Annotated in this window: 20 protein-coding genes and 1 CRISPR repeat array; of the genes, 5 read left to right on the top strand and 15 right to left on the bottom strand. The window is 30.2% G+C overall.

Annotated elements, in window-relative coordinates:
* Positions 1-66: 66 nt before the first annotated feature.
* From recA to cas9, 15 genes are all read right to left on the bottom strand, one after another.
* Positions 67-1,071 carry a recombinase RecA gene (gene recA / locus LXD69_RS06325; protein ID WP_045969942.1) on the bottom strand — a complete coding sequence of 335 codons (1,005 nt, stop codon included), beginning with the start codon at positions 1,069-1,071 and terminating at the stop codon, positions 67-69.
* A 164-nt stretch (positions 1,072-1,235) separates the two neighbouring features.
* On the bottom strand, positions 1,236-1,685 hold the full coding sequence (locus LXD69_RS06320) for a hypothetical protein (RefSeq protein ID WP_246918329.1): 450 nt from the start codon (positions 1,683-1,685) through the stop codon (positions 1,236-1,238).
* Between the two features lie 172 nt (positions 1,686-1,857).
* On the bottom strand, positions 1,858-2,436 hold the full coding sequence (locus LXD69_RS06315) for a DUF6705 family protein (protein WP_246918328.1): 579 nt from the start codon (positions 2,434-2,436) through the stop codon (positions 1,858-1,860).
* A gap of 28 nt (positions 2,437-2,464) precedes the next feature.
* Positions 2,465-3,064: a DUF6705 family protein gene (locus LXD69_RS06310; protein WP_246918327.1), complete on the bottom strand. Its 600-nt coding sequence runs from the start codon at positions 3,062-3,064 to the stop codon at positions 2,465-2,467.
* Positions 3,065-3,192: 128 nt separating this feature from the next.
* On the bottom strand, positions 3,193-3,768 hold the full coding sequence (locus LXD69_RS06305; RefSeq protein WP_246918326.1) for a hypothetical protein: 576 nt from the start codon (positions 3,766-3,768) through the stop codon (positions 3,193-3,195).
* A gap of 128 nt (positions 3,769-3,896) precedes the next feature.
* A complete protein-coding gene (locus LXD69_RS06300) occupies positions 3,897-4,469 on the bottom strand; it encodes a DUF6705 family protein (RefSeq protein ID WP_246918325.1) in 573 nt (190 codons plus the stop codon).
* A 128-nt stretch (positions 4,470-4,597) separates the two neighbouring features.
* The gene (locus LXD69_RS06295; RefSeq protein ID WP_246918324.1) at positions 4,598-5,173 is read right to left on the bottom strand and encodes a DUF6705 family protein; all 576 of its coding nucleotides are present in this window, start codon (positions 5,171-5,173) and stop codon (positions 4,598-4,600) included.
* 129 nt (positions 5,174-5,302) lie between these two features.
* Entirely contained in the window at positions 5,303-5,878 is a 576-nt protein-coding gene (locus LXD69_RS06290) for a DUF6705 family protein (protein ID WP_246918323.1), read from the bottom strand.
* Between the two features lie 130 nt (positions 5,879-6,008).
* On the bottom strand, positions 6,009-6,584 hold the full coding sequence (locus LXD69_RS06285) for a hypothetical protein (RefSeq protein ID WP_246918318.1): 576 nt from the start codon (positions 6,582-6,584) through the stop codon (positions 6,009-6,011).
* Positions 6,585-6,612: 28 nt separating this feature from the next.
* On the bottom strand, positions 6,613-7,215 hold the full coding sequence (locus LXD69_RS06280) for a DUF6705 family protein (protein ID WP_246918317.1): 603 nt from the start codon (positions 7,213-7,215) through the stop codon (positions 6,613-6,615).
* Between the two features lie 18 nt (positions 7,216-7,233).
* Positions 7,234-8,787, bottom strand: a complete 1,554-nt coding sequence (locus tag LXD69_RS06275; RefSeq protein WP_246918314.1) for a hypothetical protein — start codon at positions 8,785-8,787, stop codon at positions 7,234-7,236.
* Between the two features lie 351 nt (positions 8,788-9,138).
* Entirely contained in the window at positions 9,139-9,939 is an 801-nt protein-coding gene (locus tag LXD69_RS06270) for a hypothetical protein (protein ID WP_246918312.1), read from the bottom strand.
* 915 nt (positions 9,940-10,854) lie between these two features.
* Positions 10,855-12,189: direct repeats of the CRISPR family, unit length 46 nt; unit sequence GTTGTGAATTGCTTTCAAAATTGTATTTTTACTAATGATTCTCAAC.
* Positions 12,190-12,306: 117 nt separating this feature from the next.
* Positions 12,307-12,654, bottom strand: a complete 348-nt coding sequence (gene cas2 / locus LXD69_RS06265; protein WP_246918310.1) for a CRISPR-associated endonuclease Cas2 — start codon at positions 12,652-12,654, stop codon at positions 12,307-12,309.
* Positions 12,655-12,780: 126 nt separating this feature from the next.
* Entirely contained in the window at positions 12,781-13,680 is a 900-nt protein-coding gene (gene cas1 / locus LXD69_RS06260) for a type II CRISPR-associated endonuclease Cas1 (RefSeq protein ID WP_246918308.1), read from the bottom strand.
* A gap of 4 nt (positions 13,681-13,684) precedes the next feature.
* The gene (cas9, locus tag LXD69_RS06255) at positions 13,685-18,694 is read right to left on the bottom strand and encodes a type II CRISPR RNA-guided endonuclease Cas9 (protein WP_246918302.1); all 5,010 of its coding nucleotides are present in this window, start codon (positions 18,692-18,694) and stop codon (positions 13,685-13,687) included.
* 1,149 nt (positions 18,695-19,843) lie between these two features.
* On the opposite strand from cas9, the gene serS reads away from it, so the two are divergent.
* From serS to mgtE, 5 genes are all read left to right on the top strand, one after another.
* On the top strand, positions 19,844-21,115 hold the full coding sequence (gene serS / locus LXD69_RS06250; RefSeq protein WP_045969847.1) for a serine--tRNA ligase: 1,272 nt from the start codon (positions 19,844-19,846) through the stop codon (positions 21,113-21,115).
* A gap of 81 nt (positions 21,116-21,196) precedes the next feature.
* Positions 21,197-22,975, top strand: a complete 1,779-nt coding sequence (locus LXD69_RS06245) for a tetratricopeptide repeat protein (RefSeq protein ID WP_246918299.1) — start codon at positions 21,197-21,199, stop codon at positions 22,973-22,975.
* A gap of 54 nt (positions 22,976-23,029) precedes the next feature.
* Positions 23,030-23,356, top strand: a complete 327-nt coding sequence (locus LXD69_RS06240; RefSeq protein ID WP_045969851.1) for a DUF4286 family protein — start codon at positions 23,030-23,032, stop codon at positions 23,354-23,356.
* Between the two features lie 94 nt (positions 23,357-23,450).
* A complete protein-coding gene (gene rsmA, locus LXD69_RS06235) occupies positions 23,451-24,227 on the top strand; it encodes a 16S rRNA (adenine(1518)-N(6)/adenine(1519)-N(6))-dimethyltransferase RsmA (protein WP_246918298.1) in 777 nt (258 codons plus the stop codon).
* Positions 24,217-25,569: a magnesium transporter gene (gene mgtE / locus LXD69_RS06230; RefSeq protein WP_045969855.1), complete on the top strand. Its 1,353-nt coding sequence runs from the start codon at positions 24,217-24,219 to the stop codon at positions 25,567-25,569. Before rsmA ends, mgtE begins: the two co-directional genes overlap by 11 nt.
* Positions 25,570-25,649: the final 80 nt, after the last annotated feature.

Raw genomic sequence — 25,649 nt, 5'->3', positions numbered from 1 at the left:
GGCAAATAATAAAAAAGGTTGCGTCTTAAAATAAAAAAATCACGAAATTTTCGTGATTTTTTTATTTTAAGCATTATTAGCTTTTATAGTTTCTTTTATTTTCTGTTCAAGTTCATCCATTAATTCAGGATTATCTTTTATCAATCCTTTTACAGCATCCCTTCCTTGTCCTAATTTTGTTTCTCCATAGCTAAACCATGAACCACTTTTTTTAACAATTTCAAACTCTACGGCTAAATCTAATACTTCTCCTACTTTAGAAACACCTTCTCCATACATTATATCAAATTCGGCTGTTCTAAATGGTGGTGCAACCTTATTTTTAACAATTTTAACCTTTGTTCTATTCCCTATCACATTATCACCATCTTTTATTTGTGATGATTTTCTTATATCAACTCTTATAGAAGCATAGAACTTTAATGCATTACCTCCAGTAGTTGTTTCAGGGTTTCCAAACATTACTCCTATTTTATCACGTAATTGATTAATGAAAAATACGGTACAATTTGTTTTATGAATAGTTCCTGTTAATTTTCTTAAAGCCTGTGACATTAAACGAGCATGTAATCCCATTTTTGAATCTCCCATATCTCCTTCAATCTCACTCTTAGGAGTTAATGCAGCAACAGAGTCAATAACTACAATATCTACAGCACCTGAACGAATTAAACTTTCGGCTATTTCTAAAGCTTGTTCCCCATTATCAGGTTGAGAAATAATTAAATTATCAATATCTATCCCCAATTTCTGAGCATAAAAACGATCAAAAGCATGTTCTGCATCTATAAAAGCAGCAATTCCACCTGCTTTTTGTGCTTCTGCAATAGCATGCAATGTTAAAGTTGTCTTTCCTGATGATTCAGGACCATATATTTCTACAATTCTTCCCTTTGGGTAACCATTAACTCCTAACGCTAAATCTAATCCTAATGAACCAGAAGAGATCGTTTCTACTTCTTCAACAGCAGAATCTCCCATTTTCATTACTGTCCCTTTTCCGTAAGTTTTATCTAATTTATCTAGAGTTAATTGTAAGGCCTTTAACTTTGCTTCTTTATCTGAACTCATATTCTTTATTTTTCGTAAAAATACCTCTTTTTTCTTTTTTTACAATTAATATTTATTAACAACTTAAAAACCAATGAAGTATTTTTTACTATATAGTAAAAAATATTTAAAGTCTTTATCTTTCAAAAAGATATTCAAAAAAACCTCGCAGAGTGTGTACGTTTTTATTCAAAACTCTTCTGAGAATTAGAAAACTTCACCATTACAGGAGGAATTTCAATCATCCCTTCAGAAATTCTTTTTACCCATGATTTATATTCCGAAGTAATAACAGTTGACATAGGAAAACAATCTTTAAGGGCTGAAAAAATTATTTTCTCCATATTATAACAAGTATAAATATACATTATTTGAGATTTACTAAATAAAACAAAACTTATAACTTTATCGGTTTGACAATCTTCTAATCCTTTAAGGTTTAATGCAGCCATTTTATAATTCTCCATTAAGTTTGTTTTAAGAGAGGATTGTAGTCTCGATTTTGCTCCCTCTATTAATCTTGTCCTTTTTTTAATTGAATAGAATAAGTTAATTTCTTCTTTTTGTATTAAAAATTTATTCTTTTCTTTAAAAAGAAACGATAGCGTTTTTAAAATAGAATCATTATCTATCATTTTATATCTTTTATTTCATTATTATTTGCTTTTACATAATACCAATTGTCAGATCTTCGCGGACCGAAAATTGATAGTTCCTCCTCATTACTCCCCAATCTAGAAAAACCAAGCCTTGGGGCAAACTTACATACAATAAGCTTAAAATTAATATAAAAATTAGTTTTTCATTTCATTGCCTAATTAACACCAAATTCGTCTTTGGTAAAAACATAGGAATATCTGCTTGGGTTTCATAAGGACATTCTAAATAAATGCTCTCATCATATTTGAAATCCTTATATGCTATTTGATTAGGATTATCCACGCTTTTTATTAAAGCAAACTTCACACTGTTATAGCAATTAACCTCAGTATCATAAAAGGCATAAAAATACTCCTCACCCATATTACCTAAAAGCCAAATTTTATAATCCTCAAATTCAGTAACATTCAAATCGTCATACAATACTTGATTAGTAGATAAATCCACTACTTTAAATTTAGCTTTTAATTCATCTAAATAAAAATACCTTCCACTTGAAAAAGTAGTTAAGTGTTGAGTAAACTTTGTGAATTGAAAAGTATACTCTCTGTTGTTAACAGTTCCTTTCCAAGTACCTACCCAAAAAGGCAATATACCATCCAAGTCTTTTCGATAATCACCATTTGATTCAATATCGGTATAATTAAGAGGTTTAATCTGAGTTACTTGACAACTTACCTGTATTGTAAATAATAAGAAACATGTTAGTTTTAATATCGTTTTCATAAATAAATTACTACTACTAATTTCAAAATCATTGCTTAGTCAACACCATATCCAAAGGAAAACTATTACCTACATAAACAACAGGAGGTGGAGGCATACCTTCTTTCTGTATTCTACCATCTTCTTCCTCCTTGCCTTTAAAACGAATTTGAGTAGGTGAAATAATTTCAAACCATGAAAGATATCGTTTGTTTTTAAAAACATCATCTATGATACCGGTCAAATCTGAATAACAATCAAAAGTAAATTTCACATTCAAACTATAGTCATCCGCTAAATCATCGTTTGAAGTATTTATCAATTCAACTCCATTTTCTTTGTATGTATAATAACCTACAATTCTATCCTCATAATAATTATCAATTCCTTGATTATAATGATATTTTGTTTGTTTTAATAAGGTTAAAGTAAATTCCCTATTACCTTCTGTCCATTTCCATGTACCTAAGTAAGGAGCATATAAATTATTAATATCTTTTAAATAAAGACTACCATTTGTTTCGCTAGTCTGATTATTACACCATTCCGTTATATTAATAACATTTGTTTGTGCTTTGCAGCTCCATATTGTGCTGATTAGACATGTTGTTATTAAGAATATTTTAATTTTTATAAATATCGTTTTCATAGAAATCATTTCTATCCATTGTATGTAAATATTATTATACATCTGTTATAGTATTCTTTTGTTTCATTTCTCTACATAAAAAACAAAAAACACTTTAAAACAATCACACCCTATGCCTTAACCCCTAATTATTGCCTAATTAACACCAAATTCGTCTTTGGTAAAAACATAGGAATATCTGCTTGGGTTTCATAAGGACATTCTAAATAAATATTTTGATTATATCTAAAATCCTTATATTCTATTTGATTAAGGGCATTATCTCCTTTTACTAATGTAAATCTAACTCGATTATTACAATTACTTTCAGTATCATAAAATGCAAAAAAATAATCTGTTAAAAGATGAGCTAAATAACGAATCTTGTAATCTTCAAATTCAGTAACATTCAAATCGTCATACAATACTTGATTAGTAGACAAATCCACTACTTTAAATTTAGCTTTTATCATATCCGAATAATAATAATCTCCATTTGAAAAAGTAGTTAAGTGTTGAGTAAACTTTGTGAATTGAAAAGTATATTCTCTGTTGTCAACAGTTCCTTTCCAAGTGCCTACCCAAAAAGGCAATATACCATCCAAGTCTTTTAGATAAGCCCCATTGTTATAATCATACGTTTTTAAAGGAACTATCTGAGTTACTTGACAGCTTACCTGTATTGTAAAAAATAAAAAACATGTTAGTTTTAATATCGTTTTCATAGAAATCATTTCTATCTGCTGTATGTAAATATTATTATACATCTGTTATAGTATTCTTTTGTTTCATTTCTCTACACAAAAAACAAAAACCGCTTTAAAACAATCACACCCTATGCCTTAACCCCTAATTATTGCCTAATTAACACCAAATTCGTCTTTGGTAAAAACATAGGAATATCTGCTTGGGTTTCATAAGGACATTCATAAATATTCTCATCATACTTGAAATCCTTATATGCTATTTGATTAGGATTATCCACGCTTTTTATTAGAGTAAATCTAGCTTGATTATTACAGTTACTTTCAGTATCTCTAAAATGAAAAGTATATTCTTCATATAAGTTAGATAAATAACGAATCTTGTAATCACTAAATTCAGTAACATTCAAATCGTCATACAATACTTGATTAGTAGACAAATCCACTACTTTAAATTTAGCTTTTATCATATCCGAATAATAATAATCTCCATTTGAAAAAGTAGTTAAGTGTTGAGTAAACTTTGTGAATTGAAAAGTATATTCTCTGTTGTTAACAGTTCCTTTCCAAGTACCTACCCAAAAAGGCAATATACCATCCAAGTCTTTTTTATAAGCCCCATTTGGTTCATCTATTGTTTTTAAAGGAACTATTTGAGTTACTTGACAGCTTACCTCTATTGTAAATAATAAAAAACATGTTAGTTTTAATATCGTTTTCATAAAAATCATTTCTATCTGTTGTATGTAAATATTATTATACATCTGTTATAGTATTCTTTTGTTTCATTTCTCTACACAAAAAACAAAAACCGCTTTAAAACAATCACACCCTATGCCTTAACCCCTAATTATTGCCTAATTAACACCAAATTCGTCTTTGGTAAAAACATAGGAATATCTGCTTGGGTTTCATAAGGACATTCTAAATAAATGCTCTCATCATACTTGAAATCCTTATATGCTATTTGATTAGAATTATCCACGCTTTTTATTAAAGCAAACTTTACACTGTTATAGCAATTAACCTCAGTATCATAAAAGGCATAAAAATACTCCTCACCCATATTACCTAAAAGCCAAATTTTATAATCTTCAAATTCAGTAACATTCAAATCGTCATACAATACTTGATTAGTAGACAAATCCACTACTTTAAATTTAGCTTTTATCATATCCGAATAATAATAATCTCCATTTGAAAAAGTAGTTAAGTGTTGAGTAAACTTTGTGAATTGAAAAGTATATTCTCTGTTGTCAACAGTTCCTTTCCAAGTACCTACCCAAAAAGGCAATATACCATCCAAGTCTTTTTTATAAGCCCCATTTGGTTCATCTATTGTTTTTAAAGGAACTATTTGAGTTACTTGACAACTTACCTCTATTGTAAAAAACAAGAAACATGTTAGTTTTAATATCGTTTTCATAGAAATCATTTCTATCCATTGTATGTAAACATTATTATACATCTGTTATAGTATTCTTTTGTTTCATTTCTCTACACAAAAAAACAAAAACCGCTTTAAAACAATCACACCCTATGCCTTAACCCCTAATTATTGCCTAATTAACACCAAATTCGTCTTTGGTAAAAACATAGGAATATCTGCTTGGGTTTCATAAGGACATTCTAAATAAATATTTTGATTATATTTAAAATCCTTATATGCTATTTGATTAAGGGCATTGTCTCCTTTTATTAGTGTAAATTCAGCCCTATTATAACAATTATTTTCAGTATCATAAAACGCAAAAAAATAATCTGTTAAAAAATGAGCTAAATAACGAATCTTGTAATCTTCAAATTCAGTAACATTCAAATCGTCATACAATACTTGATTAGTAGACAAATCCACTACTTTAAATTTAGCTTTTAACATATCCGAATAATAATAATCTCCATTTGAAAAAGTCGTTAAGTGTTGAGTAAACTTTGTGAATTGAAAAGTATACTCTCTGTTGTTAACAGTTCCTTTCCAAGTACCTACCCAAAAAGGCAATATACCATCCAAATCTTTTTCATAAGCTCCATTCGGTTCATCAATAGTGCTCAAAGGAACTATCTGAGTTACTTGACAGCTTACCTGTATTGTAAAAAATAAAAAACATGTTAGTTTTAATATCGTTTTCATAGAAATCATTTCTATCCATTGTATGTAAACATTATTATACATCTGTTATAGTATTCTTTTGTTTCATTTCTCTACACAAAAAAAACAAAAACCGCTTTAAAACAATCACACCCTATGCCTTAACCCCTAATTATTGCCTAATTAACACCAAATTCGTCTTTGGTAAAAACATAGGAATATCTGCTTGGGTTTCATAAGGACATTCATAAATATTCTCATCATACTTGAAATCCTTATATGCTATTTGATTAGGATTATCCACGCTTTTTATTAGAGTAAATCTAGCTTGATTATTACAGTTACTTTCAGTATCTCTAAAATGAAAAGTATATTCTTCATATAAGTTAGATAAATAACGAATCTTGTAATCACTAAATTCAGTAACATTCAAATCGTCATACAATACTTGATTAGTAGATAAATCCACTACTTTAAATTTAGCTTTTAATTCATCTAAATAAAAATACCTTCCACTTGAAAAAGTAGTTAAGTGTTGAGTAAACTTTGTGAATTGAAAAGTATACTCTCTGTTGTTAACAGTTCCTTTCCAAGTACCTACCCAAAAAGGCAATATACCATCCAAGTCTTTTAGATAATCTCCATTTGATTCAATATCGGTATAATTAAGAGGTTTAATCTGAGTTACTTGACAGCTTACCTGTATTGTAAATAATAAGAAACATGTTAGTTTTAATATCGTTTTCATAAATAAATTACTACTACTAATTTCAAAATCATTGCTTAGTCAACACCATATCCAAAGGAAAACTATTACCTACATAAACAACAGGAGGTGGAGGCATACCTTCTTTCTGTATTCTACCATCTTCTTCCTCCTTGCCTTTAAAACGAATTTGAGTAGGTGAAATAATTTCAAACCATGAAAGATATCGTTTGTTTTTAGCAATATCTTTGATAAGTCCAGACAATTTTGAACGACAATTAAACCTATAATCAACTTTTATATTATAGCTATCTATTAAATTATCGTTTGAGGTATTTATCAATTCAACTCCATTTTCTTTGTATGTATAATAACCTACAATCCTATCCTCATAATAATTATCAATTCCTTGATTATAATGATATTTTGTCTGTTTTAATAAAGTCAAAGTAAATTCCCTATTACCTTCTGTCCATTTCCATGTACCTAAGTAAGGAGCATATAAATTATTAATATCTTTTAAATAAAGACTACCATTATCACGATTCAAAGGATGACTATCACATCTCTCTATTATGTTAACAATATTTGTTTGTGCCTTACAGCTCCATATTGTGCTGATTAGACATGTTGTTATTAAGAATATTTTAATTTTTATAAATGTTGTTTTCATATTTTTAATGTTTTTTGTTTAAAATGAACAAGGTATTTTTTGTATATTATTTCCGTTCTTTATGAGTTTCCCCCAGCCATCGTCATCTTTTCGGTATAAATTGACAGCATTTCCTCCTCCCATTTTTTCATCATATAATACATTCATAAATAATTCTTCTGCCATAGATTGTGTATAATCTTCATTTATCTCCAAATTATAATCTTCAAAAACTTTTAAAACAATATTATTTGCCTTTTCCCTTCCTTCCACAGTCGCTAAATCTAACCCCATAAACAAATTTGCTAGAGCTGTTGGGTTTTCCATTCGCAAAGCGTATGTAGTATTATTAAAACAAACAACATAGTCTGTATATTCATTTTTTCTAGAATCTAAAACAAAAGTATATGTATCATAATAACTTACAATATCTACATATGAAAAAACAGGTATTGAATTTACAGGATGATTATGAATACTCGCTACATCTCTATTTGTCATATTACCTTTAACACTAATATAAGCATTATTAGCAGAACTATTATTAGTTACACTATATATATACTCATTATCAAGCCTTTTAACATTAACCATTGTCTCAGTAGTATCATAGTCTGGATTAGTGGTTAACACTAGTTGTTTTAAACTATCTAATTTAGAGTTAAACGCTAAATTATCAATGGTTTGATTTTTTAAAATTTCACAAGGAGTTGGAGGATCCCTAACAACCAAAACTGGCAAAGTTAAATCATCTTCAAAATGATCTACAGGATCATTATCCGTATTAGTAGGATCATCAGGAGCAGTGCCACCACCACTCTCTCCAGGCGTACCACCTCCAATAGAACCCTGCCCATCACCTGGCACACTATGTATAGGGTCAATACTAACAGGATCTTCCCATCCACCACCACCATCATCATCGCAAGACACACTTTCTATTACATACGTATAACCAGTAGGAGGAGAAGGACATGTACACCGTGCACCATTTTGAACATCTAAAGTATTATGCACATTATGACAACACATATCATACGCTATAGTCGTCTTAAAACAATCTCCAGAAGAACTCTTATTCAAAACAGAAGAAAAAACACCATTTCCATCATCCAAAGACCAAATCAACATCTTCTTACTCACATCAACAAAAAAACCACCCTCAATAGCACTTCTCTCTTCATCAGTAAGAATATACGAAATTATCTTAGCACTATAACCCGCCTCTCCTTGCCATGTTAATACTAAATTTTCAACCAAATCACTCTCGTCAAATCTATAAACAGGTAAAGTATAAGAAACCCTATTCCCTTTAGTAATTTGTAAAACCTCATCCGTTTCCACACTAAAAACACCATCAATAGCTACGCTTTTATTCTCAGTAGCATCAACCATACTCTTTTGTAAAAACAACACCTTTCCAAAAGCCTTTGGAGCCCTAGCCCTAAAAACATCCCCATTAATCCTTTCAATAGTAAAAGATTCTTCATGCAATTGCTCTTGCATCACACCTTCTTCCTCAAACTGACAACTCCAAAAAAGAGCTAATACAGCTATAACAAATAAGTTTAAACGCTTAATTTCATGTTTCATTCGCAAATAAAAATTAATTAAAAAATACTGTTTTCTTTATAAAATGTTTGTAGTAAGTGTTTGATATTCCAAATATAAAGGATAAAAAACAAATAAACAATACTTATTTGTATGTATTTTTAATATTTATTTGCATTTTCTTTAATACACCCTATTTTCACCCTTATTTACAAGCTTTAAAAAAGCAAAAAACAACTGTTCTTGTTAAACAAAACAATTACCATTTAATAGTATAGAGTATAAAAAAGTAAAAAAGGTTCGGACAAGTATTGATTTTTTAAAAAAATCACTAACCTAAAAACAAAAAGACTTGAAAAACTCCAAGTCTTGTATAATTAAAAAACACAAAAGCTACATATTTCCCAATGCTTGAGCATTCAAAGAAAGCGTAGGACAACCATTATTAAAATAAATCTTAGCAGTACAAACAATCTGAGACAAACAAGGCCCTACCCTATGATACTCAAGAAAAAAAGTATCACTCCCACTATTCGGAACAATTGGCCCATTTATCGTACCACTATTTAAATTTTCCAAAGGAGGATCAAGAAATTTAGCTCCAGACAAATTCGTAATCTCAATTTTAGAAACAGAACTCCAATCACAATTTGCAGGCATCTTAAACATCACAAAACCACCGCTTAACGTGCTACTACTACCCCTACAAAGATAAGTCATACTCATCGTAGGAGAACAACAAGTTGGCACCACCGTAGACCTAGTTACATTCAATCTTGTCTCACAATCACTCGCATTTCCTCCAGTACCATAAGCAGACAACAAACCATCAATAAAATTTGCAGAATAAGTCACTGTAACAGAAGAACCACTTCCTGTTATTGTAATACTTCCAGAAGGATTAGCCGTTAAAACACTCCAAGAAACAACCCCCGATATACCAGTATCATTCGTATAAGTATACGTAGTAGACGAACCAGGCACAACAACAGCATTATTAGGAGACACAACTGTAGAGCCAGTAATATCACAAACCGTAAAAAGAGCAGCCCTCTCTGAAAAAGCAGCATCAAAATTATTCTCCTCAGAAACCATCACATCCTCTAGCGATTCCGTTTCTGAACAAGAATAAAACAACAAAATAGTAAACAAAACAAGCAAAACCCTCTTTGAACATTTTTTTAAAATTTCCATAATATACCTAAAATTTCCCCTTGCAGATCACCTGCCATTATGAGGACGAAAACTCAAGGAAAATATTTTTAAGTTTAATTCGTTCCGCCCTTTAACAATAAAAAAAACAACCTACAAGAAGACAAATCATTAACCATCCTCTCTAACAAAAATAAAAAGATCAATCATTAAAAAATCAATTATTTCCTACTTTAACCATAATCATTAAAAAACTATAATCAATGTTAAAACAACATTGTTTCAATTTATCATACCACAAAACAATAACAAATCACCTCTCTTTCATGCGAATTTGCTTTACCTCATTGTCTAATATCCTTTATAAATATTCGATGATTTTTAATTACCTCATTTAATATTATTCTGTAAAGTATTCGATGATTTTTAATTCAAAACTGCGAAGCACATCATGAGTACCTTTAAAAAACAATAAAAATCAAACGAATAATTGTATTTTTACTAAATGATTCTCAACACATTCACGGAAATAACTTGGAACGACACAGTTGTGAATTGCTTTCAAAACTGCGAAGCACATCATGAGTACCTTTAAAAAAACAATAAAAAGCAAACGAATAATTGTATTTTTACTAATGATTCTCAACCTTGTCCTTCAATATTTGTTGTTTTACCAAGTTGTGAATTGCTTTCAAAATTGTATTTTTACTAATGATTCTCAACTTTGCCATAATTTATAATTTAGTATGCTTTGTTGTGAATTGCTTTCAAAATTGTATTTTTACTAATGATTCTCAACTTATAATTGCTTCACAATTTAAGCCATACAGTTGTGAATTGCTTTCAAAACTGCGAAGCACATCATGAGTACCTTTAAAAAACAATAAAAATCAAACGAATAATTGTATTTTTACTAATGATTCTCAACGCTTGTGATGATGAAAATGCGGAGCCCCCCGTTGTGAATTGCTTTCAAAATTGTATTTTTACTAATGATTCTCAACTGAAATTAAATGAGTTTATTTTAGAATCTAGTTGTGAATTGCTTTCAAAATTGTATTTTTACTAATGATTCTCAACGTTAAGTTCGTTCATTGTTGTTTCGTTTAAGTTGTGAATTGCTTTCAAAATTGTATTTTTACTAATGATTCTCAACAAAGAATTGTTAAAAGCTGTTGCTCCAATTGTTGTGAATTGCTTTCAAAATTGTATTTTTACTAATGATTCTCAACAAAGGAATTGAAAGCACTTTCAGACCAATTGTTGTGAATTGCTTTCAAAATTGTATTTTTACTAATGATTCTCAACATTAATACAATTTATAATTTTTAAAATAATGTTGTGAATTGCTTTCAAAATTGTATTTTTACTAATGATTCTCAACATGTTAAAAATGGCATTGAATGTGATATCGTTGTGAATTGCTTTCAAAATTGTATTTTTACTAATGATTCTCAACTGAAATAAAATTTTCTCAAGTAATTACTTCGTTGTGAATTGCTTTCAAAATTGTATTTTTACTAATGATTCTCAACAAACAAATAGATTATTTAATGTCTGATTTGTTGTGAATTGCTTTCAAAATTGTATTTTTACTAATGATTCTCAACAAAACCGATTGCAAGGATTAAAAATTGCTAGTTGTGAATTGCTTTCAAAATTGTATTTTTACTAATGATTCTCAACACTTTTTCGTTCTGCATCAATCTTCCGATGTTGTGAATTGCTTTCAAAATTGTATTTTTACTAATGATTCTCAACTAATTAATTTTAATTATGACTAATTCTCCAGTTGTGAATTGCTTTCAAAATTGTATTTTTACTAATGATTCTCAACTGCAAAAACAGTAAATGAAGCAATCAATATGTTGTGAATTGCTTTCAAAATTGTATTTTTACTAATGATTCTCAACAAAACTAATGTATTCAATTAAAACTCTTCCGTTGTGAATTGCTTTCAAAATTGTATTTTTACTAATGATTCTCAACTTTAAAATCAGAATGGGAAACGAATACTATGTTGTGAATTGCTTTCAAAATTGTATTTTTACTAATGATTCTCAACTCAAGCTTCAGAAAAAATACTTGCTGATAAGTTGTGAATTGCTTTCAAAATTGTATTTTTACTAATGATTCTCAACGATTCAATTCAAATGCAGGGGCGTAAAATGTTGTGAATTGCTTTCAAAATTGTATTTTTACTAATGATTCTCAACAAAAGAAGCAGAAAGACTTAGAGAAATTGCGTTGTGAATTGCTTTCAAAATTGTATTTTTACTAATGATTCTCAACATATCAAGCCCTAAAAAGCTGATATGTTGTGAGTTATAATATTGGTTAGAAAATAAAAAATAACACTTTAAATCTTTGGTTTCAAGTAGTATAGTACATTTTTCAAATGCTAGCCCACTAAAAAAGTTCTAATTGCTGAGAAGGTTTGTCGGTTTCCACAGGTTTTTTACCATAAAATAATTCCATCATCCCAAATTGTTTGTCGGTTATTTGCATCACGCCTATTTTGCCGTGTTCGGGTAAACTGTTTTTAATTCGTTTGGTATGTACCTCTGCATTTTCTCTGCTGGCACAAAAACGCATATAAATAGAAAACTGAAACATAGTAAAACCGTCATCTAGCAATTTCTTTCTAAAACCAGATGCTATCTTACGTTCCTTTCGGGTTTCGGTTGGTAAATCAAAAAATACTAATATCCACAAACTTCTATATTGATTTAAACGTGTATAATGGTCGTCATACATAGTTGCTATTTAAATTCCACTTCTTTTTTTCGCTCTCTCTTCACTTCACATTTTTTTGTATAACGCTGTGTAACAAACTTCTCAATACGCTTCGCATTAGAAGTCACATTTATTGGGGAGCTACACTCATAAACCATAAACTGGATATAATATTTTTCTAGCTTTCCCTTCAAAACATTCATACAAAGAGTTGGTTGTCCGACTCATAGCCACCAACAAAGGACTTCTTTTACCATCAATAACAACATCCATACTGGCAATACTTAATAGTTCTTTCTTAATTGCAGTAGTCAGTTCATCATAATTATCCTCAGTATCCATAATATGACAAACTATTAAATCCACATATGGGCGATAGGGTTCCATAATATCATCCGCTAAACAATACGCATTGTATTTGTTTCTATGAAAAATACCCAAACTAAGCAACATGCCCGAACTCACTAGAGCACGAGCTGTAATAGCCCTTAGAATAGCATAGCCATAATTCAATAAATTATTGGGTGCTATTCCTTTTTGTCCTCTCGTAAAATGAGGAATAGGAATAAGTTTCTCCCAATAATAAACAGCTGCTCTCGATTCATGATTAAGTGTATCTCCCGAGGTCACTTCCTTTGCCCACAATTCCATCTTTCGCATCGGTATCCCTCTTTCTTTTAACAAACTCGCCTGATTGAGAATCTTCGCACTAATGGTTTGTTGCCACAAATTCTTCTGCAAAGGCACAGAGGTGTTGATCTGATGTTTGTAGCGTTCGGTTTGCTCGCTATGCCCTTGCAAAGGCAATAATAAACCTGTAGGCATGTGTTGGGCATCACAACTAACTAAAGCCACATTGTTTTGCGTCAGTTTTTCTAGTACTCCATTGGTAATAGTAATTTGTTGGCTTTCTAAAACAACAACACCTATATCTTCTATAGCCACAGTCTTGGTGTCTTGTTCCTTGTCAGGATAAGACACCACCAGTTGTTTATTTTTGGTACTCAAATAAACAGGATTACCAAAGAAAAGGGTACGTTTTATCATTGCATTAAGCTTTTGAAATATTACCTAATCTATCCACTTTCAACTTCCAACAAACAGATTTAATCTGAGTGCCATCAAGCGAATTTTGATTTTTAGATTGTGGACTACCCAATCCTAATTCATTTTGGATTGATAGCTTAATTTCTGCTTTTTCTTGTTCTTTATTTGACATATTAAATAATAAACTTGCAACATTAATAGGCACAAAATTCATGGTGGTACCACTCCCATCAGTAAACTTATAAACCCTATTCATTTGTTCTTTTTTCATTTTTGAAAAATCAACCAAACTTGTATTTTCATTTTCTTCTTCTGTAGGAACATATACTAAATCACTTGGATTTAAAACAAAATTTAATTTAAATTCAGAATCTTCTGGATGTATTGCTGGACAAGGCTCAAAACCTTGTTTTAAACTTTCAACAGATTCTCGCAAAGTTGGAATGTAGAATTTTCTATCTGTTCCTTTTTGATAGAATCCGCAGAATGCATTACTTCCAGCAGCAGTAACAACATACTTGGTGTTTTTTTGCCCTTCTTCCGAAACTGAAAATTTAGTTCCCATCGCATCACTTGTTCTTACCTTATATATAGGATGATGAAATTTTCCGTTGTTTAATTTAATAATGTTTCTGTTCAATTCTTTCACTCCATCAGAAGAAAAAGCATTTTCAGTATCAAATTTTGTTTTGCCATCTATAATTTCTTTGTAATTTTCAAGATGATTCTGTAAAATTCGTTGAATGCCTGTATCTGTAATGGATTGAATAGCTTTTATTATTTTATCAGATGGTATTGATGCAAATGATTCCAATGCATTCCCGAAACGTGTAGCTACAAATTTTTCGTAGGCATTTACGGTCGGATATTTACTTTCTAATTCTTCAATAATTTCTTTGAAAGACTTACCATTACGCTGTTTTAAATTTTCAATTTTCTTTGATAATTCAACATCAACCAAATCAAATTTTTCATTTAATGCTTTTTCCAGACTAATTGATATAACCTTATTCTGCAATTTTACTTTTCCATAGAAAGTATCTTCATGAAGTCGTTTTCTAACATTATAATTAACAACTTCTTTTAATCCTTCTTGTATTTCAATTTTCATTTTACCATCTACTGGTTTTAAATATTTATTCCATCTCTGACGAATGATACGGTTCTTTTGTTTGAAACTTGCAATAGTGTTTTCTAGTGCATTTTGAGCAATTTCTTTAAATAGTTTACTTTTAGTTTCGCCAAATTGATACTGAAATTCATCAATACCATCTTTTGTTTTTATTTGAGCAGGTGGAAGGAAATACCATTCTTTTTCATCATTAAATCCTTTTCTGGAATTTGTTAATTGAAATTTAATCCCTTTTCTTGTTTTTAATTTTTCTTCATCATTTTTCTCTTGCGATGAAATATTGTTTAGATATTGAACGTGATTTTCCGATGTTAATGCAATTATCAACGCATCCAAAGCGTGATGGCGATGGTCTATTCTTTTTGGGTCAAAATTTTTGTTTGCTTCTTCTGGAACAGTGTTGATAAATACTTTGTGTCCGTTTATTTCTCTATAGTCTCCAAATAAATTAGAATTGGTTAATTGGTTTAATCGTTTAAAACGGGGAGAAATTATTTCATTCCAAGCCTCATTTAATTGCCAATGTCTTTTTAATGTTGAAGTAATTGTTCCGTTTGTTGCTAAAACATTTTTCGAGCGGAAAGTGTCTTCATCTTTTTCACGTACAATGTTGCTCAACAGTTTCATGGCCATTTTAGAGATGTATTGACTGTTGGTTAATTGACTATTGGTAAACTCTTCGGGAATTTCTTTACTCAATAAAATTTCTCTTTTCTTTCCAGAAAAATTATTTTTAACCAATTCTTCATATTCGTGAATACTAATTACCTCAGTATGTGCATCGTGTGCTGAACAATACACTTTTTTTGATTTTGCATTAGCAATAAACCCGTATCCAGTGGAAGCTTTTTTCTCTTTGTTAATTTCCGTTTCACAAATTACTTTATTGTAAAGTGCATTTAGTGTGATACGCTCTTGTGGAAATATATGCTCAATTTCATACTTTTTTCGATCAAACAAATCAGATAATTTAATAAATTTTCCTGTGTAAGGCGATTGGTAACGTTGATCAAGCCAGAGCTTGTATCGGTCAAAATCACTTCTGCTAATTTTAGAAAACTCTTTTGTGGTTATGTCTTTTATTTCCTTCTTGGTAATTTTTCCATTAGACAATTCATACTCTGTATTATCCTTGTCATACTCAATTGACGATAAGAGGCTTTCTTCCAAGATTCTCAACTTCTCTTGTTGAAAAGGTGATTTTTCCTGAAGTGAAGAATTATTTGTTTTTAATTCTCGAAGAAGTTCAACAATTCGTTCATTCGCTTTTCTGTTCTCTTTATTTTGCTTATCATCTCTTTCTTTTTGTTTATTGTTTTTCTTCATTTCCCGACCTAATTCAATATGAATTCTGTCAAATAATTTATTGTAAACAATTCGTCCTTCTTCATCAGTTCCAATTTCTTCTCCATAATATTTCCATATATCTTTTACAACGTGTAGCGTTTCAACCAAAATCTTTTCTACAGTAGGATTATTTAATGAATGTTGTCTGAATTCATTTTTCAAATAATTCTCAATATCATAAGGCGACTGCCAAAACTGAACTTCTCCTACTTCCGAATATCGACCATAAACCAAATAACAAGCACTCGAAACCCAAAGACCCTGAAAATCTTTCAGTTCTCCATTGATTTCTTCTTTATCTAAAACTTTTTGTTTTACCTCTTGATTTATTTTTGATAAAATAGTCTCAATATCTTTTCCATTCCAATATTTTCCTAGTCTTAAAAAAGGTAGCATTTTTTTTATTGCCTTCTCGGAATAGGTTCCGTAATCGTTAGTATAACCACCGAAAGAACTAAAATTCTTTACCAACTCTGCATGAAATTCTTTTGACAACCCTGATTTTTCTAATAACCTGCCAATGATGTTGAATAAACCTTTATTGAATTCATCCTTTTTCTTTACAGAGTAAAAGAAATGCCAAAGACTATATTCATTTTCTGATGTTAAAAATGTTCTGTAATCGAACCCTTTAATTCGTTTTGTTCTTAAAATAAAATTATATCTAGTTGAGTTGCAAGGTTCTTTTTCAGATGTGAAATTCCATTTATAGTTTTCAACTTTAATATCTAAATCTTTGTGTTTTTTATTTAGAAATCCGAGAATATCTTTTTCTGTTACGTTTTCCTTATCATTCAAAAAAGAATACAACTCTTCTTTTAGTTCACTTGTCAATAATTGAGAACTAACATCAAGATTGATTTTAATTTGTTCGTTAACAATATCTTCTCTCTTAATGATTTTAAGTCTTTTTATAAACTGCCAAAGTCTGAATTCCTGATAAAGAGGGTTAGCTTTATGTATTGCTTTAAGTGAATTTTTATATGTCTTGCCAGTTTTCTCATCCGTACGTTCAAAATTTTCTTTCTCGTAAACACAATCAGCAATCAAAGATTTCTTTGATTTTAAATCTCTTTGATAAAGTAAAATATCTTCTTTTAAAAGATAATTAAAATCTAACTCTTTAATTATTTTTTGATGATTAGTATTATTAGGATATAAGAGTTGAATAGCTTGCTCATACAAATTTCTATTTTTTAACTCAGGATGAAATTGTTCCTGATTTTTGTAGATAACATCCAACTCTTCTCTGTAATAATCTCTTTCAATAACCGTAATTAAATCGGCTTTGATTTTCTGTTTTGGATTTTGTAAAAGGGTATAATACACAAATGAAGCAACTCCTTTGGTATTGTTTTTTGTATTAAAAGAAGTAAGCGATGTTTCTGTTTTTAATTTCATCAAAGTCCAATCTTCTTCTTTCGGAATATTAATGTTTCTGCCTTTATCTGCACCTTTTGGAATCCTGATTCCATTTTCATCATATTTGGTTTTAATGATAAAATCACGTTTGGTATCTTTCCACTTTGGAGTAAATTTGCTTTGCTGTTCTTTTATCCAACCTGTTTCCAGTTCAATTTCAAAGACGAAATTTTCTTTTATTTTTCGTCCCGAGTTTCTAACATCGATTATTGAAAATTCACGAACTTCATTAATGATATATTCTGTTTTCTTTGTGTTAATTGTGCCTTCTTCATCATACTTTGAAACAATTTCAACCTCCTTTAAATCCCCAATTTCAGTAATTTGTATTTTAGTTTCTTCATTGTATTTGAAAAGTTTTATTGCATCATTATTATTATCAACCAAAACAATTTCATAAATATCTTCATCCTCAATCTTTTTGACACTTTTTACTTTCCCAACAAAAGCATCCGTTAATTCTCCTTCTTTTTGTATTTTTTCATCTTGACCAATTACTTTTTCATAGCCTCTTTTTTGATTAAAGCTTAAAGTAATCCAAGCCAATTGTTCTTTAGTAAGTTCAAAATTTATGTCGGTAACTGCTTTATGTCTTAAATAGTATAATGTCCAGTCATAAGGGATTTTGGTTTGGTTGCCATTTCTTTTAAGATAAAACATTTCTGGATATTTCTTCCTAAATTCACTTTCCATTTGATGGTAAGCATCTTTAAAAAGGAACTGGAACTTTCCATTATCATCTTTGTAGTAAGCTAATTTCTCTTCCGTACCTTTCTTAAACTTTCCGCTGCGTTTTCCTTTTTCATTTTCAAATTCAATAGATAATTTATAATGCTCGGGAAGAGAATTCAATAAATTTAAAACGCAATGAAGCCTGTCTCTTCTTAGTAAATATCTTTCATTGAGTTTTCTTGGAGAACGTTGAGTAGTTCTTTTAGCAGCAGAACTTTCTATTTTAGCACCACTTTCAAACTTAGCAATTTCTGCCGCATCCATTGTCAAAATACGAGAGCCTAATCCTAATATTTTAACTATTTTATTTTCGTGGTCAACTTCAATCAACGCCCATCCAATGCTATTTGTTCCTAAATCCAGTCCTAATATTTTTTTCATTTCTACAATGGTTTTGTCAGTATTTTTATATCAATTTCTAAATTTAATCAAAAGAAAATTATTATCCTTACGGAAAACCGTAATACATCATTAATTTATTTATTGTATATTGCAGTACAATTTTGAAGCAATTCACAATAAGGATTATTCCGTTGTGAAAACATTTAAGCTGCCTCGTCTTCCAATACGGGGCTTTTTTTATACTTCACAAACTCAAATTTCGCTGCAATAAAAATAAGAACAAACAGACAGCCAGTCAATACGTATTTATACGTATTTCCCAATGATTTTTATACGTATAAATACGTACTCTTTTAATTTTTATATACTTTTCACGAAATTAAAATAACACAATAAAGCATCCTTTTTTTTAAAGTAGTACACAAAATTCAAGAATTTCGTGTTGTTTTTACTTTTGTAATTTGAGGGTCTTTACAAGGGTGATACTTCATATCAAAGGTTAGGATAGAGGGAGCAAATAGTATGGAAGAGTAATAGTATTTAAAAAGACAACAAATTGTATTAACCAAACGAAGAATCGCTGTATAGCTATATTAGGATTAATTTAATAAACTGTATAATTATTTTAGGACGAGTCAACAAAACCTACTACTCCATATTAAAGGTTACTTAAAGGTTAGGATAAAGGGAGGATAGTGTATAGAAACAGTATGAAAGTAGTTTGTAAAAAGAAAATAATCTTAGCAACATTAAAATCACAAAACCCTGCAAATAAATTATTTGCAGGGTTTTGTATAAATAAAGCAACCATTCACTAATTACTTGTCACTTTTTACTATAAAAACTACAAATCAAATTGTATTAAACAAACGAAGAATCGTTGTATAGCTATATTAGGATTAATTTAATAACCTGTATAGTTATTTTAGAATGAGTCAAAGACGGTGATACTCCCTATATACTCCCTATCAACCCCGTATATACCCCTTATCAAAGTCGTAGTTGTAGTACCCCATGACTTATTTTCTTTTGCGGTTTTTAGTAAAAAAACAAGAGTAGAAAGAAAAATGTAACCATAGATAAAATAGTTTTAACGCTTTTTCATTTATTTTTTCATTTTTTAATCCTCATAGTCCTAAAAAGTAATATCAAATTCATTAGATTTGCTTTTTTAAAATTTAAAAAATTATGTTACAGGTAACTTACATTAGAGAAAACAAGGAAGACGTTATCAAGAGATTAGCAAAAAGAAACATAGATGCTAAAGACTTGGTAGAACTAGTTGTAGAATTAGATGAAAAAAGAAGAGCTACACAAGTAGAACTAGACAACATTCTTGCGGAATCCAACAAAGTATCTAAAGACATAGGAGCCCTAATGAAGAATGGTGAAAAAGCAAAAGCTGAAATTTTAAAAGAAAAAACAGCTCAGTTTAAAGAACAAACAAAAGAGCTAACAGAAACTTTAAATACAGTAGCTACTCAATTACAAGATGAGTTATATAAACTACCAAATATTCCCGCAGAAATTGTTCCAGTAGGAAAAACACCCGAAGAAAATATAAACATATTTGAAGAAGGTGAAATACCAAAACTACACCAAGGTGCATTGCCTCATTGGGAATTAGTAAAAAAATACGACATTATTGATTTTGATTTAGGAGCAAAAATTACAGGAGCCGGTTTCCCTGTTTACAAAGGAAAAGGTGCTAAATTACAACGTGCTTTAATCACTTACTTTTTAGACAAGAATACCGATGCCGGTTATCAAGAATTTCAAGTACCTCATTTGGTAAACGAAGCTTCAGGTTATGGAACAGGTCAATTGCCCGACAAAGAAGGACAAATGTATCATGCAACAGAAGATAATCTATATTTAATTCCTACAGCAGAAGTCCCTGTTACTAACCTATTTAGAGATGTCTTAGTAACAGAAAACGAATTACCAATACTTTGCACAGCCTACACACCCTGTTTCCGTAGAGAAGCAGGCTCTTATGGTTCACATGTAAGAGGATTAAATCGATTACACCAATTTGATAAAGTAGAAATTGTTCGTGTTGAACATCCTGATAATTCATACACAGCATTAGACGGAATGGTAGAACATGTAAAAGAAATTTTACGCGAACTTAAATTACCATATCGTATTTTAAGATTATGTGGTGGAGATATGGGATTTGCAGCAGCATTAACCTATGATTTCGAAGTATTCTCAACAGCACAAGATCGCTGGTTAGAAATATCATCTGTCTCTAACTTTGAAACATTTCAATCAAATCGATTAAAATTACGTTTTAAAGACAAAGAAGGCAAAAATCATTTAGCACACACTTTAAACGGAAGCTCATTAGCATTGCCTAGAGTTTTAGCAGGTATAATTGAAAACTATCAAACACCAGAAGGAATCGTTATTCCAGAAGTATTAAGAAAATATACAGGGTTTGATATTATAAACTAAAACGTTAATCTTACTAAAATAATGTACTAATTTGACACAAAAATGTGTTACTTTAGTACATTATTTGTTTTCTAAAGAAAAATGAAAAACTACCTTCTGCTAATAACATTATTTATTTCACTAATTGCAACATCACAAAATGAGCAATTAGCAATTGATTATTATGAAAAAGGAGAGTTTGACAAAGCCCTTACTCTACTAGAACAAATAGCAGCAAAACAACCCTCAAATTATGCTTATTTCCAAAGAATAACAGATTGCTACCAACAATTAAAACAATTTGACAAAGCTGAAAAAACAATAGAAGCTAGAAAAGCTAAATACTACCAACCTTTATTATATGTAGATTTAGGATATAATTTTCAACTTCAAAATGAAAATGAAAAAGCTAAAAAAAATTACGAATTAGCCATTGAAGCCGTTGAAGAAAGACCAAACTATGCGTATCAAATAGGAAATATATTCGAAAAAAAAGCACTTCTAGAGTGGGCATTAAAAGCCTATGAAACAGGAACAAAAGGCGATCCAAATCTTAACTTCGATTATCAAATAGCACTACTACAAGGACAATTAGGAAACATTGAATTAATGGCCGATAAACTATTAGATTATGCCTATCAAAAACAAGAAAACACCCCAATTGTTCAAAACTACTTAACCCGATTCATCGCAGACGAAGCAAATGAAACATTTTTAAGCTATCTAAAAAAGACCCTGCTTTTAAGAACACAAAAAACACCCGATGCATATTGGAACCAGTTTTTAAGCTGGCTATATGTGCAACAAAAAGAATACGGAAAAGCTTTCATTCAAGAACGTGCTATTTACAAAAGAAATCCTGAAACCTTTGACAACATAGTTGCACTGGCAAACATGGCTGTAGAAGACAATCAGAGTGAAGACGCCATCCCTATTCTACAATTTATAATAGACAACACAAACGACTTAAGTTGGAAAATTTCTGCTCACACCCTTTTAATGAAAATTAAAATCAAAGAAGCAAAACAAGAAGATTACCCTAAAATTAAAGAAGAATTAGACACCTTATTAAAACAATACAATTACAATCCATATTCATTAGATCTAATCAAATTAATAGCACATTTTGAAGCCTTCAATTTAAACAACACAGAAGAAGCCATTTCTTTATTAAACAAAGCATTAGAACTCTCATTTAGCACTAGAGAAAAAGCAAAAGTAAAACTAGAACTTGCCGATATACTAGTATATGATGAAAAATTCAATCAAGCTATTCTATATTATGCACAAGTAGAAGACAATGTTAAAAATGATGCTTTAGCACATGAAGCTAGCATGAAAATGGCAAAAGCAAATTATTACAAAAACGATTTCGACTGGGCACTACAACAAGTAAAAATATTAAAACAATCTTCTAGTTTATTAATTGCAAATGATGCTGTTGAACTCTATTTGTTAATTCAAGACAATTCCTATGAAGATAGCACAAGAGTAGCCTTAACCGCTTTCTCAAAAGCCGATTTGTTATTATATCAAAACAAAGAAACAGAAGCACTACAAGCATTTTTAAATATTTTAGAAAAAAACAAAGGCGACAGTATTGAAGACGAAACACTACTTAAAATAGCCACCATATATAGTAGAAAAAAAGAATATCAAAAAGCACTCACCTATTACAAAATGATATTAGACAATCATGCTGACGGAATCTATATAGACGAAGCCTTATACTTTTCGGCCGAAATCTATCAAAAAGAACTTAATGATATAGAAAATGCCAAACCCTTATATGAAAAAATTGTATTTGAACATTCTGATAGTATATATTTTACCGAAGCCAGAAAACAATTTAGAATGTTAAGAGGCGATAACACTATATAATTCATTAGATTCTAATACCTTTGTTTCCAATTTTAATAAACATAAAAGCATAAAATGATAATATATAACGTTACAATAAACATTGATAAAAGCGTACACGATCAATGGTTACAATGGATGAGAAATAAACACATTGACGATGTTTTAGCCACTGGTCTTTTCACAAGTGCAAGAATGGTGAAAGTATTAGTTGATGAAGAAATGGGCGGCACAACTTACTCTGTTCAATATTTCACCGATTCCAGATCAAAACTAGAAGATTATTATAAAAATCACGCACCACGATTACGTCAAGAAGGATTTGAACTTTTTGCAGATAAAATGCTAGCCTTTAGAACGGAGCTAGAAATAATGAGTGAACATTATGGAAGAGAAAACTAACTCTCCAAAAAAATTAAAATACAATTCTTGTCTTTCTCTGAAGTTATGATTTACTTTTTTCTAACTTCTTTTTTCTAACTTCTAACTTCTAAATATGTCAGTAAAAGCAAAAAAACACCTAGGACAACATTTCTTAAAAGATGAAAGTGTTGCAAAAAATATAGCCAATACTTTATCTTACAAAGGATATGAAAAAATCCTTGAAATAGGACCAGGAATGGGTGTGCTTACTAAATATCTTTTGGACAAACCAATTGAAACAAATGTTATTGAGATTGACACAGAATCAGTAACCTATTTAGAAGAAAATTATCCAAAATTACATGGGCATATTATCTCAAAAGACTTTTTAAAATATAATTTAAATGAAGTTTTTAATAACGAACAATTTGCCATTATTGGTAACTTCCCTTATAATATTTCTACACAAATTGTTTTCAAAACATTAGAAATGAGAAACCAAATACCTGAATTTTCAGGAATGTTTCAAAAAGAAGTAGCCGAACGCATTTGTGAAAAAAAAGGAAGTAAAGTATATGGCATCTTATCCGTTTTAGCCCAAGCTTTCTATGATGCAGAATATCTTTTCACAGTTGATGAGCATGTTTTCGATCCACCACCAAAAGTAAAATCAGGTGTATTGCGATTAACCCGAAAAGAAAACTACAAATTACCTTGCGATGAAAAGTTATTCTTTCAAGTCGTAAAATTAGCTTTTAACCAACGAAGAAAAACCATGCGAAATAGCCTTAAAAGCATGATAAATTCTGATAATTTAAAAGAAGATAGTATCTTTGACCTGCGTCCGGAACAACTTTCGTACGAACAATTCATAAATCTTACTCAAAAAATAGCAGCCGATGGAGTTTAAAATCAGTAAAGAACTTTTAGAACAATTAGAATCTCTTATTCAGGAAAATAAAGAACAAAGCGTTTTAGAATTACTTCAAGAAGTTCACTTTGCTGATATTGCCGAAATCATGGAAGAACTAGAAACCCATGAGGCTATTTATATTTTTAACGCATTAGATTCTGAAAAAACAGCAGAAATCCTACTCGAATTAGATGAAGAAGTTCGTGAAAAAATCCTTCGAAGCCTTTCTGCCAAAGAAATTGCAGAAGAAATCGACGAATTAAGTACCGATGATGCTGCCGATATTATTGCCGAATTACCACAATCTAGAAAAGAAGAAGTAATATCAGAATTAGAAGACGTAGAACATGCAAAAGACATTGTTGACTTATTGCGTTATGATGAAGATTCTGCGGGTGGATTAATGGCAAAAGAATTAGTCAAAGTAAATGAAAATTGGAACGTACTTACATGTGTAAAAGAGATGCGAGCCCAAGCAGAAAACGTTTCTCGAGTACATTCAATATATGTTGTAGATGATGAAAACAGATTAAAAGGACGACTTTCACTAAAAGATTTATTAACCACCTCTACAAAAACACCCATTAGCGAAGTATATATTCCAAAAGTAGACTATGTAAAAGTAAATACTGAAAATGTAGAAGTTGCTAGAATTATGCAAAAATATGACTTAGAAGCCATTCCAGTTGTAGACGAATTAGGAAGACTTGTAGGTAGAATTACCATTGATGATATTGTCGATGTCATCAAAGAAGAAGCAGATAAAGATTATCAATTAGCAGCCGGTATTTCGCAAGACGTAGAAGCAGATGACAGCATATTAGAGTTAACCAAAGCTCGTTTGCCATGGCTAGTTTTAGCACTATTTGGAGGATTTATTTCTGTTCGAGTATTAGGATTATATGAACCTGCAATGAAAATTCATCCTGAATTATTTTTCTTCACACCTTTAATTGCTGCAATGGCAGGAAATGTAGGAGTACAATCCTCAGCAATTATCGTACAAGGTTTAGCAAACAACGCATTATCAGGATCTTTATTAAATCGATTATTAAAAGAACTTTCATTAAGTCTATTAAACGGATTAATATTAGCCATTATACTTATTATAGGAAGCCATTTTTTATTAAACATTGACTTTATAACAGGCTTAACCGTTTCATTAGCACTACTCTCAGTAATAATTACAGCTTCATTAATAGGCACATTTATTCCCATTATTTTAGACAAATATGGTATTGATCCTGCACTTGCAACAGGGCCTTTTATTACAACCAGTAATGATATTATGGGAATTATTATTTTCTTTACAATTGCTAAAGTAATTTTAGGATTTTAATACCGCTTCCTATTTTCTTCCCCAGAAAACTTTTATATAATAAAATATTTTCATGAATTCAAATTATAGCTATCTTTAGC

The sequence above is a fragment of the Flavobacterium sediminilitoris genome, assembly GCF_023008245.1.
Taxonomy (GTDB): Bacteria; Bacteroidota; Bacteroidia; order Flavobacteriales; family Flavobacteriaceae; genus Flavobacterium; species Flavobacterium sediminilitoris.
Note: the sequence above shows the minus strand (reverse complement) of the source record. Positions and strands in the feature narration are given on the sequence as shown.